We start from the raw sequence: 16,939 nt of genomic DNA, 5'->3' as shown, positions 1-16,939 counted from the left end.
CCTTTATCTCTTTAGTTTGATTGCAGTGCCTGCCGTAACAGGCACAGTTTTTATCTGCTTATAAACCAAGGGCGACACTCATGCCGCCCCGAATTTGTTAAACGCCTGAACGGTAGTTCGGCGCTTCTTTGGAGATAGTCACATCGTGAACGTGGGATTCGCCCATACCGGCAGAAGTCACCTTGACGAACTGGGCCTTATCGCCCAATTCCTGAATGGTGGCGCAGCCTGTCAGCCCCATACAGGAACGCAAACCGCCCATGTACTGATGGATAATCTCTTTGATTTTACCTTTATAGGGAACACGGCCTTCAATACCTTCAGGTACCAGTTTGTCGGCGGCGTTGTCGCTCTGGAAGTAGCGATCGGAAGAGCCCTGAGACATGGCGCCCAGTGAGCCCATACCTCGGTAAGACTTATAGGCACGGCCCTTGTAGAGTTCAGTTTCACCTGGAGACTCATCGGTACCGGCAAACATGGAACCTGCCATGATGCAAGATGCACCGGCGGCCAGCGCCTTGGCCAGATCGCCTGAAAAACGGATACCGCCATCGGCAATCACTGGGATACCCAGATGCTTAATGGCAGCAGCGGCATCGGAAACCGCAGTGATTTGCGGGACGCCCACACCGGTAACGATACGGGTAGTACAGATGGAGCCAGGGCCAATACCGACTTTAACCGCATTCACACCGGCTTCTACCAGCGCCAGGGCGCCTTCGGCGGTCGCCACGTTGCCGCCAACGATTTGCAGATCCGGATACTTGGCACGGGTATCGCGAATACGCTGCAGTACCCCTTCAGAATGGCCGTGGGATGAATCAATCAAGAGTACATCGACACCGGCTTTGACCAGCGCATCAACACGCTCTTCGTTACCTGGACCAGCACCAACAGCGGCGCCAACACGCAGACGGCCCAGCTCATCTTTACAGGCATTGGGCTTACGCTCGGCTTTCTCGAAGTCTTTAACAGTGATCAGGCCCTTAAGCTGGAATTCATCATTCACAACCAGCACTTTTTCAATGCGGTTGGAGTGCATCAGCTTTTGTACTTCATCCAGCTTGGTGCCTTCAGGTACAGTCACCAGACGCTCTTTCGGGGTCATGATTTCAGAAACCAGGCGGTTGGTATCGGTCACGAAGCGCACGTCACGGCCAGTGATGATACCCACCAGTTCGTTGGCGTCATTGATTACCGGATAGCCGGCAAATCCGTTCTTTTCGGTTAATACCTTAAGCTCGGCCAGTGTCGTGGAAGGTGTTACTGTTACAGGCTGTTGAACCACACCTGCTTCATAGATCTTCACTTTACGAACTTCTTCGGCCTGCTGTTCAATACTCATATTCTTATGAATAAAGCCCAAGCCACCTTCTTGCGCCATGGCGATTGCCAAACGGGCTTCGGTCACTGTGTCCATTGCAGCGGACACCAGAGGGATATTCAGTTCGATTTTGTCGGTCAGACGGGTCTTGAGATTGGCGGTATTAGGGAGAACGGTCGAGTGGGCCGGAACCAGCAGCACATCGTCAAAGGTAAGCGCTTCTTTAATTAATCGTAGCATTGCAACATCTCCCCGGGGGTTAGATTGAAGGTGAAATATTGCGGCGGCATTATACCTTGCAACCCCGGGGTGGTAAATGGGAAAATAGAGAAAAATTCCAATTTGAACGCAAATTCCATGCCAGAGCTCAAAAAACAGGTATATACCGTCTCCCGCCTCAATGCCGAAGTTCGTGCCTTGTTGGAGGGAAACCTCGGCAGGATTTGGCTCAATGGCGAAATTTCCAACTTTGCCAGCCCAAGCTCGGGCCATTGGTATCTGACACTCAAGGACAACCACTCACAAATTCGCTGCGCCATGTTCCGTGGCCGCAATCAGAATGTGACCTTCCGCCCGGTCAACGGCCAGCAAGTGCTGGTGCGGGCAGCCCTGAGTGTCTATGAGCCTAGGGGCGATTATCAACTGCTTATCGAAACCATGCTGCCTGCCGGTGATGGCTTGCTGGCGCAGCAGTATGAAGCGCTGAAGCAGAAGCTCGCGGCCGAAGGCCTGTTTGCCGCCGAGACCAAACGACCACTACCGGCCAACATCCAGCGCATCGGGGTGATCACCTCCCCCACTGGCGCCGCCATACGCGATGTACTGCATGTACTGAAACGCCGCGATCCTTCCATCGAAGTGGTGATCTACCCCTCACAGGTTCAGGGCGACACTGCCGCCAACCAGCTTATTGAGGCACTCACCTTGGCCAACCAGAGGCTGGAGGTGGATCTGTTACTGCTGACCCGCGGCGGCGGCAGCCTGGAAGATATGTGGTGTTTCAACGATGAAAACCTGGCCCACGCCATCTACAACAGCGCCCTGCCGGTAATTTCAGCGGTGGGCCATGAAGTGGATACCTGTATCAGTGACTATGTCGCCGATCTGCGTGCCCCTACCCCATCGGCCGCCGCCGAGCTGGTATCCCAGGATGTCGACAACAAGCGGCAAAAGCTGGCCACTGCCATGGCCAGGCTGCGCCAGGGCTGGCAACACTGGCACTTAGCCAAACGCCAACAGCTGTCACTGCTGGATCACAAATTGCAACGCCAGGATCCCAAGCGGCGGCTGGAACAGCTGGTACAGCAGTTTGATGAGCAGCAACTGAGAATGACGGCCGCCATCAACAATCGCCTGCACCGGCTGGAACACAGACAGCTACAGCTCAAGAGCCGCCTCGAAGCCCAGAGTCCGGCCCACAAGCTGAGCCTGGAAGGCAACAGATTGAATTATCTCGGTCAACAGTTGCAGGATGCCATCGCCGATAAACTGAAAGAGGCCAAGGCACGCCTGGGGGCCGGCGCCCATTCGCTGGAAAGTGTCAGCCCACTATCGACTCTGTCCAGAGGTTACAGCATCAGCAAGAACGAAGCCGGGAAAATCCTCGAAAACAGCCAGGACGCCGTGGTCGGCGAGCAGATGCGTACCCAGTTGAAACAGGGCGCGCTGCTCTCAAGAATTGAAGCCATCATAGAGGAATAGCATCAATCAGATAAATGCTCCTCGCCGGAGAAGGGAACCGAATTGAAAATACCTGTGAATCGTTCGCAGATGTTATTCCAGTTCACAGGCCCTTCATTAAACACAGCTCACTGAATTCATGTGTAATATTGGTCATCAAAAACAACAAAGCCGGGACTAACCCGGCTTTGTTTTGCGAAAACCCTATCAGGATTTCTTGTTTTTAATGTGCGCCATCATCCGCTTGCGGCGTCTTTCCTGGCTCAGGGTCAGTTTCTCCCCCTTGCCTTCAAAGGGGTTGGCCCCTTCCTGGAAGCGCAGCTGGATGGGCGTACCCACAACTTTCAGCGAGCGGCGGTAGTAGTTCATCATATAACGCTTATAGGAGTCCGGCAGCTTGGATACCTGGTTGCCGTGTACCACCACGATAGGTGGGTTGTAACCACCGGCGTGGGCATACTTGAGCTTAACCCGGCGACCATTGACCAGAGGCGGCTGATGATCGTCCTGCGCCATCTGCATTATCTTGGTCAGCAGCGAAGTGGACACCCGTCTGGTCGCGCTGTCATAAGCTTCTTCGATGGACTCATACAGATGACCCACACCTGTGCCATGCAGCGCCGAGATAAAGTGAATGCGGGCAAAGTCGATAAAGCCCAGACGACGGTCCAGCTCACTCTTGACCCTTTCCTTGACGTCATTGTCTATGCCGTCCCACTTGTTGACCGCAATCACCAGCGCCCGACCGGCGTTGAGGGCAAAACCCAGCAAACCAAGATCCTGCTCGGCGATACCTTCACGGGCATCGATAACCAAGAGCACCACGTTGGCGTCTTCAACCGCTTTCAGGGTTTTAATCACCGAGAACTTTTCAACGACTTCATGCACCTTGGCGCGGCGACGCACCCCGGCTGTGTCTATAATGACGTACTCACGGCCTTCACGCTGCATTGGAATATAAATGGAGTCACGGGTGGTGCCCGGCTCATCATAAACCACTACCCGCTCTTCACCGAGGATGCGGTTGGTCAGGGTCGACTTGCCCACGTTGGGCTTGCCGATAATCGCCAGCTTGATAGGCAAGTCCTGCAGTCTGGCCTGTTCAGCTTCGGCTTCCTCTTCTGTGTATTGACGCTCGTCGACCTTCTCTTCCTCGGGCGCATCCGGGTTAATCCCCATCGCCTCGGCAAAAGGAGCCAGCGCATACTCAATCATATTGGTAACACCACGGCCATGAGCCGCCGCCATCTGATACACCTCACCCAGGCCCAGGGCCCAGAATTCGGCGCAGGCGGAATCGGCATCGATACCGTCAATCTTGTTGGCCACCACAAAGGTGGTCTTTTGCCGACTGCGAAGATGTTGGGCTATGGCCTGATCGGCCGCGGTCAAACCGGCGCGGGCATCCGTCAGAAACAGCACTACATCCGCTTCTTCGATAGCCGCCAGCGATTGCTCGGCCATCTTGGTTTCTATGCCTTCTTCGGTGCCGTCAATACCGCCGGTATCCACCAGGATGAATTCGTAACCTGACAGATAGGCACGACCGTATTTACGATCCCGCGTCAAGCCTGGGTAATCCGCCACCAGTGCATCACGGGTGCGGGTCAGACGATTGAACAGGGTCGACTTACCGACATTGGGTCGCCCTACCAGGGCCACTACAGGAATCATCTTTTTGCCTCTTTAAAACTTCTCAATAAAAAGCCCCCGGAACGCACTCCCAGGGGCTTGGCAGTATCAAAGCCTGGGATCAGGGCAGAGTTACTGTGGCAATTTTGCCATCCCGGGTCTGCAGATAAATTTTGTCGTCAACCACCAGAGGTTGACTGAACAGGCCCGAGCTATCGACCTGCACCCGACCGACAATTTGGCCGTTGCTGCGATCGATAAAGTGCAGATAACCTTCAAAGTCACCTACCACTACATAGTCCTGGAACACGGCCGGAGCAGTCAGATCCCGGTTGGTCAGATCCGAGTTACTCCAAAGCTCCAGACCGTTACGTCTGTCCACTGAGTATACACGGCTGTGATCGTCCACCAAATACAGACTCAAGCCCGCACTGTCCAGCTCGTGGAAACTGGAGTACTTGCGCGACCAGACAATACGGCCACTGCGCATTTCCATGCTCACCAGGTTACCGTTGTAGCTCACGGCGTACAGGTTGTCACCCAACAACAGCGGCGTCATATCGACATCGGCCATACGGCTGAACTCGTTGCCGCCTTTAGGGGTGTAAATCGGTTGCTCCCAAGCTGGCTGGCCATTGTTTTTGATAATAACTGCGACCTTGCCATCGGCCGTACCAACAAAGAAACCACCCTGAGCATACGCAGGAGAACTGCTACCGCGCAGAGTCAAGTTTGGCAAGGAAGCTTCATAGCTCCAAAGCTTTTCACCTGTGTCGACATTAAAGGCATCCAGCGAGCCTGAGCTGCTGTTAACCACCACCATGTCTTCGGCAACTGCGGGCAAGGACAATAGTTCGCCTTCTGCTACGGCGTGCCAAAGCACTTCACCGGTTTCAGCGTCAAGCGCCGCCAAAAGGCCACTTTCTCCACCGACAAACACCTTGTTACGGGCCGCGGTCACGCCGGATGCCAGACGAGCGCCCTTGTTCTTTTTCAGGGCACCATCACGGAATGCTTCACTGAAGTCTGTGCTCCAGACCTTCTCGCCGCTGCTCTCGTCAAAGGCGGTTACTTCACCATAGCGGTCGGCAACAAAAATTTTGCCGTAGCGCACTGCCGGACGCAGGCGGGAGTAATAATCGCCAACACCACTGCCGACCGAAGCACTCCAACTGACCTCTGGGAATACGCTGGCGTTGAGCTCCAGCAGCGGGCTTACAGGTTCTTCTTCCACATCGCTGGAAGCACAACCCGTCAGTGCGCCTATGGCCATGCCACAGGCCAAAAGAGTTTTACACCACGACTTCATTGGCCTTCCTTATGCCTGATTCAGGTTATCGAGTTTCATCTGCAGCGCCGGACTGGTTGTCACGCCGCCATTTTTAACGGCTTCCTGGTAAGCGAGTCTCGCCTTGTCGGTTTCCCCTTGACGCAACAGCAGATCGCCTTTGAATTCATCTCTTTGGGTAGCAAAGGCACTATCTTTAACCTGCTCAAGCGTGGTCAAAGCGGTAGCAACCTGGCCCTGTTCAGCCTGAATTCGTGCCAGACGCAGTGTGGCAACCGCTGTCAGGGCATCACCCGGCTTAGCGGCAATCACGGTTTTGAGGGCAGCTTCAGCTTTTGCCAGGTCACCGGCCTCTACCGCGCTCTTGGCAACAATCAGTTGCATCAGCGCCGAGTAACCGGCCTGGGCGTGCTGCTTGTCAAATTCGGCAGCGGCAGCCATCACTGTGGCTTCATCACCGCCTTGCATCAAGGCCTGGTTAAAAGCCTGAGAGGCAGCTTCGGCACGTTCGACTTTGACATCGGAATAATAGTTCCAGCCATAAAGGCCACCCAGACCTATTACGGCACCAGCGACTATCGAAACACCATAGTCTCTCCAGAACTGCTTGATCGCCTCAACTTGTTGTTCTTCTGTGCTGTAGATTTCCACCCGCACTTCCCCTCTAAATTATTTAATCAGTTCTGCCAAATAGTCGGCCAGGGCCTGGCGTTCAACATCCTGCTGAGCGCCATCACCCCGCAGCGGTTTCACCGCCACCTTGTTATTGGCCAGTTCGGTCTCACCGATAATCAGCGCAAAACCCGCGCCGCTCTTATCGGCTCTTTTCATCTGTTTCTTGAAGTTGCCACCCCCGCAGTGACTCATCACCTTAAGCTTGGGCAGCTTCTCACGCAGTTCCTGGGCAATTTTCATCGCCTCAATTACGCAGTCATCGCCCATGGCGGTCACGTAGACATCCACTTCGGCAGCAACATCGGCGTTCAGCTCCAGGGTTTCCAGCAGCAGAACAATCCGTTCCAGCCCCATGGCAAAGCCCACTGCCGGCGTTTCTTTACCGCCAAGCTGGCTCACCAGACCGTCGTAACGACCACCGGCCAGCACAGTGCCCTGAGCGCCTAAACTATCGGTGACCCACTCAAATACGGTGCGGTTGTAGTAATCCAATCCGCGTACCAAGCGTGGGTTAACCCTGTATTGGATACCAACGGCCTCCAGGAGTTCACACAAGCGGGCAAAATGTGCCTTGGAGTCTTCACCCAGGTAATCCATCAGCGCCGGGGCATCGGCCAGCAAGGCCTGAACCTGCTGATCTTTTGAGTCCAGTACCCGCAGTGGGTTGCTGTACATGCGCCGCTGACTGTCTTCGTCCAGCTTGTCTTTATGTTGCTCGAGGAAGGCCACCAGCGCTTCACGATAGGCGGCGCGCTCGTCGCTGTCACCCAGAGTGTTCAGCTCAAGCGAAACATGGTCGGTCAATCCAAGCTTCTGCCACAAAGAGGCAGACAACATCAGCACTTCGGCGTCGATATCGGCGCTCTTGATGCCATAAACTTCAACCCCGAACTGATGGAACTGACGATAGCGCCCTTTCTGTGGCCGCTCGTGGCGGAACATGGGGCCCATATACCACAGACGCTGTTCCTGGTTGTACAGGAGGCCATGTTCGTTACCGGCACGAACTGTCGAGGCGGTGCCTTCCGGACGCAGGGTGAGACTGTCACCGTTGCGATCGGCGAAGGTGTACATCTCCTTCTCGACAATATCTGTCACTTCCCCTATCGAACGCTTGAACAGGTCTGTGTTCTCAACGATAGGTGTGCGGATTTCACTGTAACCGAAAGAGGCAACCGAGGCGCGCAGTACCGCCTCAACTTTTTGCCATACGGGGCTTTGGGTTGGCAGAATGTCATTCATTCCGCGAATCGCTTGGATCTGTTTTGCCACTATCTCGACTCGTTTTGCTCTGGGGCTAAAAATTCAAAAATGCCAGCCATTATAGGCGCTTCACCGGCAAACGTAAAACTGGCCAGCGCTGGCCAGTTCACATTCACGTCATCAGGGATTATTCGGCTTCTTTGACTGAAATACGGTTTTCCATCATTTGCGCCTTAGCGCGAATTTTGGCTTCAAGGGCATCGACCAGATTGTCATTGTCGAAGCGCTCTTTCTGACGCTCGCCTTCGTCATAATAACCGCTCTTGCGGTTACCGCCGGTAAGGCCAATATGAGACACCAGGGCTTCCCCCGGCCCATTGACCACACAGCCTATGATGGAGACATCCATGGCAGTGGTCACATCTTCCAGGCGTTGCTCCAGGGCGTTGACCGTGCCTATCACGTCAAACTCTTGTCTTGAACAGGATGGACAGGCAATAAAGTTAATTCCGCGGGAGCGAATGCGCAGCGACTTGAGGATATCGAAACCAACTTTGATCTCCTCTACTGGATCGGCTGCCAGGGACACTCTCAAAGTGTCGCCTATGCCTTCTGCAAGCAGCATACCCAGGCCCACAGCCGATTTTACGGCACCGGCACGGGCACCACCGGCTTCGGTGATCCCAAGGTGCAATGGCTGTTTAATCTGTTTCGCCAGTAAACGGTAGGACTCCACGGCCAGGAACACGTCCGATGCCTTCACCGAGACCTTGAACTGGTCGAAGTTGAGCCTGTCGAGAATATCCACATGGCGCATTGCCGATTCCAGCAAGGCTTCCGGGGTTGGCTCTTTGTATTTGTCCATCAAGTCTTTTTCAAGACTGCCGCCGTTTACCCCGATGCGGATTGGGATATTTTTGTCACGGGCAGACTCAACCACGGCACGGATACGTTCTTCATTGCCTATGTTGCCTGGGTTAATACGCAGACAGTCGGCACCGTATTCCGCCACTTTAAGCGCTATGCGGTAGTCGAAATGGATATCGGCCACCAGCGGCACCTTGACCTGCTGCTTGATAAGCTTGAACGCCTCGGCGGCATCCATGGTAGGCACAGACACCCGTACGATATCAGCGCCCACAGTTTCCAGCGCCCGGATTTGCGCTACTGTGGCTTCTATATCTGTGGTGCGGGTATTGGTCATGGATTGCACGGCAATCGGAGCGCCATCACCTATGGGAACATTGCCGACATAGATGCGGGTGGAAGGACGGCGTTTTATGGGATTTTCACTGTACATCGTATTCTGCTCTGTTGACTCGGCGCCATGAGTGCGCCACTTCAATTATCCTGCTTGGTGCTATTATGCCTGTGGCAGGGTCAGTCTGGCTACCCGGCCGCTGGGGAAATCGGCAAGGCTCACAGCCTGGCCGTTAAACGTCAGACTCACTGTCTGCGGTGCGCCCAAGACCAGTTTAAAAGGCGCCTTGCCTTGTACCCTGATGGTTTGTCCTGGCGATCTCAAGCCATCTATCAAAGTTTTGCCGTTGGCATCTGTAAGTTTAATCCAGCAGTCGCCATCAAGCTCGATACCGACAGAAGCCTGCGTTGCCTCTGTTGCCACCGGTTGCTCGGTCATATCGACATCTGAGTTAACAACACCAGAGTTGACTTCATCAGTATTGTTATCCTCAACAAGACTCTTATCTACTTCAGCGGTAGGTGTTTCGGTTGAAGTTTCAGGCGGAAGTTCGGTTTCTGCTATTTGAGCCTGACGCGATTCAAACTCTCTGGCCTGCTGCACCTCTTCTGCCGTAGGTTGGGAGAAATCGACATCGGAAACCACAGAAGGTTTTTGCAGCCACCACACCACCAGCAGGGCCAGCAGCAGAAAACCGATAAGGTAAGTCACCAGCATCAAACGGCTGTCGGTAGCCTGACGGCTGGTCTTGCGCGAAAAGCTCTGCATCGCCGGCTCAGTCACCTTGGGGACCTGCCGTGCCAGGCAATTGTTGATAGCTTCTTTATCCACGCCCAATATGCGGGCATAGTTCTTCACGTAGCCACGAACATAGGTGGAGGAATCAATATTGCTGAAACAGTCTGCTTCAATATCGGTCACTATGCAGGGGCGCAAGTGCAGCCTGGTAGCCGCATCTTCTACAGTGATACCTTTTTGTTCGCGTGCGCTTTTCAGTAATGACCCGAGCGTATCCTCTTGCCCGGGAACCTTTGGGTTCTCGTCTTCATCCTTGTTGACTTGGTTATTCAACTCTGTCATCAGTGCATACTTGCCCGGTATTGTTTAGCCTGGGGAGACGCCGGAAATTTGGCCTGCAGCAATATTCCATATCGCTTGGCGGCCGCGTCATCATTTAACCCTTGCTCAATGCGAATGCCCAACGCCAAGCTTTCCGCGGTTTCAGGAACTACTCGGTGGAGGCGTTCCAATTGCATTCTGGCCGCGGCGTAGTTATGGGCGTCAAGCTCCAATTCTGTCAGTTCCAGTAATGAGACCTGTCTTCTGGGCTCATACTTTAGCGCCATCTCAAAATAGTGTCGCGCTTTTTCTCTTTCCCCGGCATCCCGACTGCAAATACCCAGGTTTTCATAGCTGGAGGCGGTGCGGGTATATCTGGGGTTGTCGATTGCCATCAGGAACATCTTCTCTGCCTTGGCATATTTCTGCTGCTGGCAGAGAAATACCCCAAAGTTGTTCATCGAGTCGCCGCTGGCATTGCGGGTATCTATGGCGGCTTCATAAGCTTGCTCAGCCTTCACCACTTCACCCACGGTTTGATAATAATAAGCCATGGCAATATGCACATCCTCAAGGTGAGGGGCGTATTCCATGGCTCTGTCTAGATTATATTTGGCTTGTTGGGAGTTACCTTTTTGCAGATAGGTCAGGCCTAGCTGCGTCCGTTCCTTGGCGGCGGCAATTTTATCAAACTGGCGTTGCGAGACCGGAATGTCCGTGCCGGCATAAGTTCGCTCGGTTACACATCCGGGCAACATGGCCCCTAGCAGTAACGCGAGCGTTAAACCTGGCAATCCGTGCTTCATTGGCAAACCTATAAATCTGGACAAACAAAGAGTTAATCCATTGTGACCGAAATTTGATTGGCTTGCATGCGTTTTTTCGCCAGACGCTTGGTTCTGTCACGTATATCACCGGCCAACTGGCCACAGGCGGCATCGATATCATCGCCGCGGGTCTTACGCACTATTACAGTCAGACCGTATTCCATCAGCACTTTGGCAAACCTGTCGATACGGGAGTTGGAAGAACGCCCGTAAGGAGATCCCGGATAAGGATTAAACGGAATAAGGTTGACCTTGCAAGGAGTATCCTTCATCAGTTTGGCCAACTCATGGGCCTGCTCTGTGCTGTCGTTGATATGATCCAGCATCACATATTCCAGTGTGACCCGGCCACGGTTAGCGTTGGACTTGGCGATATAACGACGAATAGCAGCCAAAAATTCGTTAAGCGGATACTTCTTGTTGATAGGCACCAACTCGTTACGCAGCTCGTCATTAGGGGCATGGATACTGACCGCCAGCGCCACATCGAGGGCATCGCCCAACTTATCCAGCGCAGGTACAACGCCGGATGTCGAAACCGTTACCCGCCGTTTGGACAGGGCAAAACCAAAGTCATCCAGCATGATATCCATCGCCGGAATCACATTGGCCAGATTCAGCAAGGGCTCACCCATGCCCATCATCACCACATTGGTGACCGGGCGCTCACCGGTTTCCTTCTGAAAACCGAGGAAGTGGGATACCCGCCAGATCTGGCCGACAATTTCAGACACTGTCAGGTTACGGTTAAAGCCCTGCTGCGCAGTGGAGCAGAAAGTACATTCCAGCGCACATCCCACCTGGGATGAGATACACAGAGTCGCCCTATCATCTTCCGGAATATAGACAGTTTCCACTTCCTGACCTTCGCCGACATTAATGGCAAACTTGATGGTGCCATCGGCCGACTTCTGATAGCTGGAGATCTCCGGCGCTACCACTTCACAGCGCTCTTTCAACTTGGCCCGCAGGTGTTTGTTGATATTGGTCATCTGGTCAAAGTCACTGATCCCGAAGTGATACAACCACTTCATCAGCTGTTCGGCACGAAACGGCTTATCGCCCAACTCGACGAAAAGCTCACGCATTGCCTTACGATCAAGATCCAAAAGATTGATCTTTTTTTCACTCATTTGACTTTCCTCAACACCAAAACCTGCAGCAGGGCGGCGAATTATACAGATAGGCCGCAACTATAGCCAGTAATTCAGCGGTTCCCCTTATACCCTACTTTCTCTCTACCGAGCATAAAATTAAGCTTCAGCTCACAAGCTCTATGATAGAATAGCGCTGGGCTAATGTTGGCCTTTGCATCGGAGTGATAATTCCCCCCTTATGCTAACGCTTATCGTTATTGTATTGGTCGCCATCGGCGTCTCTTTTCTCTGTAGTGTGTTTGAAGCCGTGCTGCTTTCGGTGACGCCCAGCTATATCGCGTCGCAGCGCCAGTCCAACCCGGACGCTGCCGAACGTCTTCAAAAACAGAAAGACAATGTCGAATCTCCTCTGGTCGCCATTTTGACACTCAACACCATAGCCCATACCGTAGGTGCGGCCGTGGCCGGTGCCCAGGCCGCCAAAGTGTTTGGCGATGAGATGTTGGGGGTATTCTCCGGGGTACTGACCTTCCTCATTCTATTCTTTTCCGAAATCATCCCCAAAACCATAGGTGCCAACTACTGGCGAGCCATGGCCCCCAGTGTGTCTGTTGCCCTGGTGTGGATGGAACGCATCACTCTGCCGCTTATCTGGATGTCCAATAAGGTTACCCGTTTGCTCGGCAAAGGTGACTCTGGCCAGTATATCCGTCAGGAAATGAGCGCCATGGCCAAGATAGGCCATGAATCCGGTGAGCTGGATGAGCAGGAAAGCAAAATTCTGACTCAGATGCTGAGCGTCAAGGAGATGCCGGTTACTGCCATCATGACCCCAAGAACCGTGATGTTCACTCTGCCGGCCGCCCTGACTCAACATGAATTTGTCAGCCAGCATATCAACAAGCCTTTCACCCGGGTGCCTATTTTCGACAAGGATCACGACGACATTATAGGTTATGTGAACCGTACCGATGTGCTGCTGAGTGAACGGGATAACCCAGATGCGCCCCTAGGGAACCTCAAGCGCAATTTGGTGATAGTGCCGGAAACCGCCCGCATCCTGCCGCTGTTTGAACTGATGATCAAACGCAACGCTCAGATAGCCATGGTGGTTGACGAGTACGGCAGCGGTCAGGGGCTGGTGACACTGGAAGACATAATCGAATCCTTGCTGGGGCTGGAGATTGTCGATATCAATGACCCGGCCACCGACATGCAGCAACTGGCAAGGCGACTTTGGAAACGTCGCATGAAAGACAAAGGGATCCGCCTCTCGGATGACAGAGAGCCGGTCAGCGAATCCCAAGGGCTCTGATTGCAGATTATTAATTCAGCGCTTTAACACAAGTGTCATCCTAGTGGGAGATAGTGTGACAGGCTAACGACCCACCCATCAATACAGTCATCATTTTGGGGGAGCTCAGGCTTCCCCTTTTTCATCTGCCTCTGGAGGTGTACAATCCCCGCTCGCAGAATGAGGATGATATGCACACAGATTATGTTTTAAGACTTGCCCATCTAAACGATACCCACTCACACTTGGATCCCAGCCGGGTTCAGTTCAAGATTGACTCTCAGGGACGCGAGTTTGATCTTCACAGCCACAGTGGTGGCTATGCTCGGATCTCGGCTCAGGTCAAGGCCGCAAGAGACGCTGCCCAAGCACAAAACCAGCCTTTTATCCTGCTCCACGGCGGCGATTGTTTCCAGGGCACCTTGTATTACAGCCAGTTCAAAGGCCGGGCCAACGCCAAACTGCTGAAGATGTTGGCACCCGATGCCATGGTCATAGGCAACCATGATATTGACGATGGCAACGCTCTGCTGGCCGGTTTTATCAAAGAGGTCGGCTTCCCTGTGCTAGCGGCCAATATGGATCTCAGCGGCGAAGCTGAGGATAAGCCCGGGCGTCTTCGAGGGCTGGACAACCTCTATGATCTGGATACTACCTCAGGCATCGGCCGCTGCCTGATAAAACCTTTCCACGACAAGCAGCTGGCGATAGTTGGTATTACTCTGGATCAAATGAAAGCCATCGCCAGGCCGGATCCCGATACCGAATTTACCGATGCATTTGTCACTACCAGGAAGACTGTTGAAGCCCTCAGAGCCAAAGGCATAGTGCATATCATAGTGCTCAGTCACTTAGGGTTGGATCAAGACAGATTACTGGCCGAAACTATCCCTGGGATCAGCCTGATCGTCGGCGGCCACACCCATACCCTGATGGGTGATTTCCGCGGTTTTGGCCTGCCATGCCTGCCCTATGGTGAAAGCGTCAACGGCGTGCCTATCCTCCATGCCGGTAAACATGCCGAAACCCTGGGGCTCGCCGACATTCAGTTCGATGACGCGGGCCGGGTGACCCGACTCGAAGGCAGTAACATCTTTATGCTGGACCGTCAGTTTCTGCTGAGCGGCCCCCAGGCGGCCACCGAAGCCGACTATCAAGCCGCCAAGGCGCTCTTGGAGCAACACCCAGGTATTCACTGGGATGATAACGATGAAGCCATGGAGCAAGTGATAGCCAACGAGTTCCGCCCGGCGATAAGCTGCATGGAAAATCAGGTGCTTGCCCTGGTATCCAAACCTCTGGTGCATACCCGTCTGCCAAGCCGCACCCTGCCCCACGGCAGTGAAATAGCCCCCTGGGTCAGCCGCAGTATGTTTCTGGAGTCCAGAGCCAAAGACCAAAGAGTAGACTTTGCGCTGCATAACGCCGGCGGCGTGCGTCAATCCGTGCCCCAAGGACAACTGACCAAAGCCGATGTGCTCGGGCGCCTGTTGCCGTTTGAATTGCCGCTGGTTAAATATGAAATCGCCGGGGAACACCTCTACCAGGCACTGGAGTCGGCCATCAACGCCGCCACCAACAACGGTGTGCGTGGTACCGGCGCCGGCAGTTTTCCCTATACCTATGGGCTGAGATATTTCTATGATGGCCGCAGACAGCAGGGAGAAAGACTATTCCGGCTGGAGCTGTTGCGGGCAAATGGCCTGTGGCAGGCGCTGGCACCAGAGCAGCATTATGTCGGGGTGTCCACCTGCTACACCACGGCCGGGAAAGAAGGCTATGAGCCTCTGCTGCAAGCCCGCTGGCAGGAGTCCATGCCATCACTGACATTGCCGGGCGCCTTCATCAACTTCCTGAAAAAGGCTCCCAAACTGGATGAGTTGCTATTGCCCCATGTGCACTATACCAGCCACAGAGCCGAAGCAGCCGGCGAATAAGCCTGCCACATTGAGCGCGGTTATCCCTCGCCCCTGTGCGGGCAAAGCAACCATTCAAGGCCATAAGCTCTGCTCCTAAACCCTGGTTGTAAGCCATTTTATAAACTGCTTTATAAACCTACCGCCTTCATAAACCTATGGTTCCATAAACCTATGGTTCCATAAACCTACAGCTTCATAAACCAAAGTCACTGCCTTGCAGGCGCTCGGCAAACCAGCCAAGCGCCTTTCCCATCTCCCCTTTTCGCCAGGCCATATAGATGGGCAGCGAAGGCCTGGGCAAGGCCACTTCACGCTGCACCAACTCACCTTTGGCCAACGCATCCCGGATCAAATGCACAGGCAGAAAACCCACCCCTATTCCCATCTTCTGTGCGGTGATCTTGGCTTCCATCGACGACACCCGGATAAGCTGACGACTGTCAAACACCCCACTGGAGCGCTGACTCAAGGAGCGCGAGGTATCTGCCACTATGATAGATGGAAATTGCAACAAGGCTTCAGAGGCTATCCCAGTGTCAAATTGCGCCAAGGGATGCTCAGGCGCCACAACAAACACAAACTCCAGCTCACCAAGCTTTTGCAGTTCATACTGACCTCTTGGCAATTCGCCCGTGACGCCTATGGCGATATCGGCGCGGTTGGAATAAAGCGCATCCCAGCCGCCGCCAAGGGCCTCATGGGTCACGCTGACGGTGAGCTGTTTACCCAGCTCAGTGAATTCTTTAATTAGTGAAAGCAGCGGTGCCTGCGGCAAAACCGTATCCAGCGCCAGGGTCAGTTGCGCCTCCCAACCGGTTTCCAATTGCCTCACGGCATCCTCAAGCCGGGCGGTGGCCGCCAGGATCTCCCGCCCCTGGGTCAACACCAAACGTCCCACTTCGGTAAGTTGAGCCCGAGTGCCCTTACGTTCAAATAATCTGCTTCCCAGTTCACTCTCCAGCTTTTGAACCTGATAGGTCAAGGCAGATGGCACCTTGAAAAGCGCCTCGGCCGCTGCCGAGAAACTGCCTTTTCTATCTATAGCATCCAATACTTTAAGCGCATCCAGGCTAATGACAGAGTGCATGACAAAACCTACGTTCAATTTTTTTGAAGTTCAATGTCAAAATGTTCCGATTTTCAGCCGTAAAGGTCAAGAATAAACTGCACAGTAACTGGACAGGAAAGCCTATCTACCCTATTCAAATTCATTGAGGACACCATTATGAAACACCTGATGATAAAACTGCTCCGTACCGATGCCGGTTTCGCGCCTCTGGCGCTGCGCCTGCCTATAGGTATCACTTTTATGGCTCACGGCGCCCAGAAGCTCTTTGGCTGGTTCGGCGGTTACGGCCTGGAAGGCACAGGACAATGGATGACCTCTATCGGCCTGACTCCCGGATATTTGATGGCGCTGATGGCCGGTTCCAGTGAGTTTTTCGGCGGTCTGCTGCTTATCATAGGTTTGCTGATTCGCCCCACTTCCGCGGTGTTGGCCTTCACCATGCTGATGGCGATAGTCACAGTGCACCTGGACAACGGTTTGTTTATGTCCAACAACGGTTACGAGTTTGGTCTGGCATTGCTGGCCGCCACTGTATCCCTGGCGATTTCCGGCGCCGGTAAACTGTCCGTCGACAACATGATTGCCAGCAAGACACATTAATTCTTGTAAAGCACACATCTTGCTTTAAGCCATTCACTGCTTACAGGCCTTGCATCTTGACCTGTAAGTCT

At 53.7% G+C, this 16,939-nt stretch carries 14 protein-coding genes; 4 read left to right on the top strand and 10 right to left on the bottom strand.

Going from position 1 to position 16,939, the window contains the following annotated elements:
- Positions 1 to 97: 97 nt before the first annotated feature.
- Positions 98 to 1,564, bottom strand: a complete 1,467-nt coding sequence (gene guaB, locus SIL79_RS13565; protein WP_071477409.1) for an IMP dehydrogenase — start codon at positions 1,562 to 1,564, stop codon at positions 98 to 100.
- Between the two features lie 117 nt (positions 1,565 to 1,681).
- Between guaB and xseA the strand changes: the two genes are divergently transcribed.
- Entirely contained in the window at positions 1,682 to 3,025 is a 1,344-nt protein-coding gene (xseA, locus tag SIL79_RS13560) for an exodeoxyribonuclease VII large subunit (protein WP_319619363.1), read from the top strand.
- A gap of 186 nt (positions 3,026 to 3,211) precedes the next feature.
- Here xseA and der read toward each other — a convergent pair whose 3' ends face one another.
- The 8 genes from der to SIL79_RS13520 form a co-directional block, all read right to left on the bottom strand.
- The gene (gene der, locus SIL79_RS13555) at positions 3,212 to 4,678 is read right to left on the bottom strand and encodes a ribosome biogenesis GTPase Der (protein ID WP_039035069.1); all 1,467 of its coding nucleotides are present in this window, start codon (positions 4,676 to 4,678) and stop codon (positions 3,212 to 3,214) included.
- A gap of 79 nt (positions 4,679 to 4,757) precedes the next feature.
- Complete coding sequence (gene bamB / locus SIL79_RS13550) at positions 4,758 to 5,945, bottom strand: outer membrane protein assembly factor BamB (RefSeq protein WP_071477411.1); 1,188 nt, start codon at positions 5,943 to 5,945, stop codon at positions 4,758 to 4,760.
- Between the two features lie 9 nt (positions 5,946 to 5,954).
- Positions 5,955 to 6,575, bottom strand: a complete 621-nt coding sequence (locus tag SIL79_RS13545) for a YfgM family protein (RefSeq protein WP_039035071.1) — start codon at positions 6,573 to 6,575, stop codon at positions 5,955 to 5,957.
- A gap of 18 nt (positions 6,576 to 6,593) precedes the next feature.
- Positions 6,594 to 7,871, bottom strand: coding sequence for a histidine--tRNA ligase (gene hisS / locus SIL79_RS13540; protein WP_039035072.1), 1,278 nt, complete (start codon positions 7,869 to 7,871; stop codon positions 6,594 to 6,596).
- Positions 7,872 to 7,989: 118 nt separating this feature from the next.
- The gene (gene ispG / locus SIL79_RS13535; protein WP_071477412.1) at positions 7,990 to 9,102 is read right to left on the bottom strand and encodes a flavodoxin-dependent (E)-4-hydroxy-3-methylbut-2-enyl-diphosphate synthase; all 1,113 of its coding nucleotides are present in this window, start codon (positions 9,100 to 9,102) and stop codon (positions 7,990 to 7,992) included.
- 63 nt (positions 9,103 to 9,165) lie between these two features.
- On the bottom strand, positions 9,166 to 10,083 hold the full coding sequence (locus SIL79_RS13530) for a RodZ domain-containing protein (protein ID WP_319619362.1): 918 nt from the start codon (positions 10,081 to 10,083) through the stop codon (positions 9,166 to 9,168).
- On the bottom strand, positions 10,083 to 10,868 hold the full coding sequence (gene pilW, locus SIL79_RS13525) for a type IV pilus biogenesis/stability protein PilW (RefSeq protein ID WP_039035075.1): 786 nt from the start codon (positions 10,866 to 10,868) through the stop codon (positions 10,083 to 10,085). The genes SIL79_RS13530 and pilW overlap by 1 nt, the downstream gene beginning before the upstream one ends.
- Positions 10,869 to 10,900: 32 nt before the next feature.
- Positions 10,901 to 12,022, bottom strand: coding sequence for a bifunctional tRNA (adenosine(37)-C2)-methyltransferase TrmG/ribosomal RNA large subunit methyltransferase RlmN (locus SIL79_RS13520; RefSeq protein WP_039035076.1), 1,122 nt, complete (start codon positions 12,020 to 12,022; stop codon positions 10,901 to 10,903).
- A 202-nt stretch (positions 12,023 to 12,224) separates the two neighbouring features.
- Here SIL79_RS13520 and SIL79_RS13515 point away from each other — a divergent pair, with 202 nt between their 5' ends.
- Together SIL79_RS13515 and SIL79_RS13510 are read left to right on the top strand one after the other, a co-directional pair.
- Positions 12,225 to 13,301, top strand: a complete 1,077-nt coding sequence (locus SIL79_RS13515) for a CNNM domain-containing protein (protein ID WP_071477413.1) — start codon at positions 12,225 to 12,227, stop codon at positions 13,299 to 13,301.
- 170 nt (positions 13,302 to 13,471) lie between these two features.
- Positions 13,472 to 15,217 carry a bifunctional metallophosphatase/5'-nucleotidase gene (locus SIL79_RS13510; protein WP_319619361.1) on the top strand — a complete coding sequence of 582 codons (1,746 nt, stop codon included), beginning with the start codon at positions 13,472 to 13,474 and terminating at the stop codon, positions 15,215 to 15,217.
- Positions 15,218 to 15,392: 175 nt separating this feature from the next.
- On the opposite strand, the gene SIL79_RS13505 is transcribed toward SIL79_RS13510, so the two are convergent.
- On the bottom strand, positions 15,393 to 16,286 hold the full coding sequence (locus SIL79_RS13505; RefSeq protein ID WP_319619360.1) for a LysR family transcriptional regulator: 894 nt from the start codon (positions 16,284 to 16,286) through the stop codon (positions 15,393 to 15,395).
- 138 nt (positions 16,287 to 16,424) lie between these two features.
- Here SIL79_RS13505 and SIL79_RS13500 point away from each other — a divergent pair, with 138 nt between their 5' ends.
- Positions 16,425 to 16,868, top strand: a complete 444-nt coding sequence (locus SIL79_RS13500) for a DoxX family protein (protein WP_101095787.1) — start codon at positions 16,425 to 16,427, stop codon at positions 16,866 to 16,868.
- Positions 16,869 to 16,939 lie beyond the last annotated feature (71 nt).

It is taken from the genome of Shewanella indica, from assembly GCF_033842865.1.
Classification (GTDB): domain Bacteria; phylum Pseudomonadota; class Gammaproteobacteria; order Enterobacterales; family Shewanellaceae; genus Shewanella; species Shewanella indica.
This window is presented reverse-complemented; position numbering and strand designations above follow the sequence as displayed.

Coding starts and splice junctions, on each gene's coding strand:
- SIL79_RS13510 (WP_319619361.1), top strand. CDS start 13,472: ATGCACACAGATTATGTTTTAAGACTTGCCCATCTAAACGATACCCAC.
- guaB (WP_071477409.1), bottom strand. CDS start 1,564: ATGCTACGATTAATTAAAGAAGCGCTTACCTTTGACGATGTGCTGCTG.
- ispG (WP_071477412.1), bottom strand. CDS start 9,102: ATGTACAGTGAAAATCCCATAAAACGCCGTCCTTCCACCCGCATCTAT.
- SIL79_RS13505 (WP_319619360.1), bottom strand. CDS start 16,286: ATGCACTCTGTCATTAGCCTGGATGCGCTTAAAGTATTGGATGCTATA.
- SIL79_RS13515 (WP_071477413.1), top strand. CDS start 12,225: ATGCTAACGCTTATCGTTATTGTATTGGTCGCCATCGGCGTCTCTTTT.
- xseA (WP_319619363.1), top strand. CDS start 1,682: ATGCCAGAGCTCAAAAAACAGGTATATACCGTCTCCCGCCTCAATGCC.
- SIL79_RS13520 (WP_039035076.1), bottom strand. CDS start 12,022: ATGAGTGAAAAAAAGATCAATCTTTTGGATCTTGATCGTAAGGCAATG.
- SIL79_RS13500 (WP_101095787.1), top strand. CDS start 16,425: ATGAAACACCTGATGATAAAACTGCTCCGTACCGATGCCGGTTTCGCG.
- der (WP_039035069.1), bottom strand. CDS start 4,678: ATGATTCCTGTAGTGGCCCTGGTAGGGCGACCCAATGTCGGTAAGTCG.
- pilW (WP_039035075.1), bottom strand. CDS start 10,868: ATGAAGCACGGATTGCCAGGTTTAACGCTCGCGTTACTGCTAGGGGCC.
- SIL79_RS13530 (WP_319619362.1), bottom strand. CDS start 10,083: ATGACAGAGTTGAATAACCAAGTCAACAAGGATGAAGACGAGAACCCA.
- bamB (WP_071477411.1), bottom strand. CDS start 5,945: ATGAAGTCGTGGTGTAAAACTCTTTTGGCCTGTGGCATGGCCATAGGC.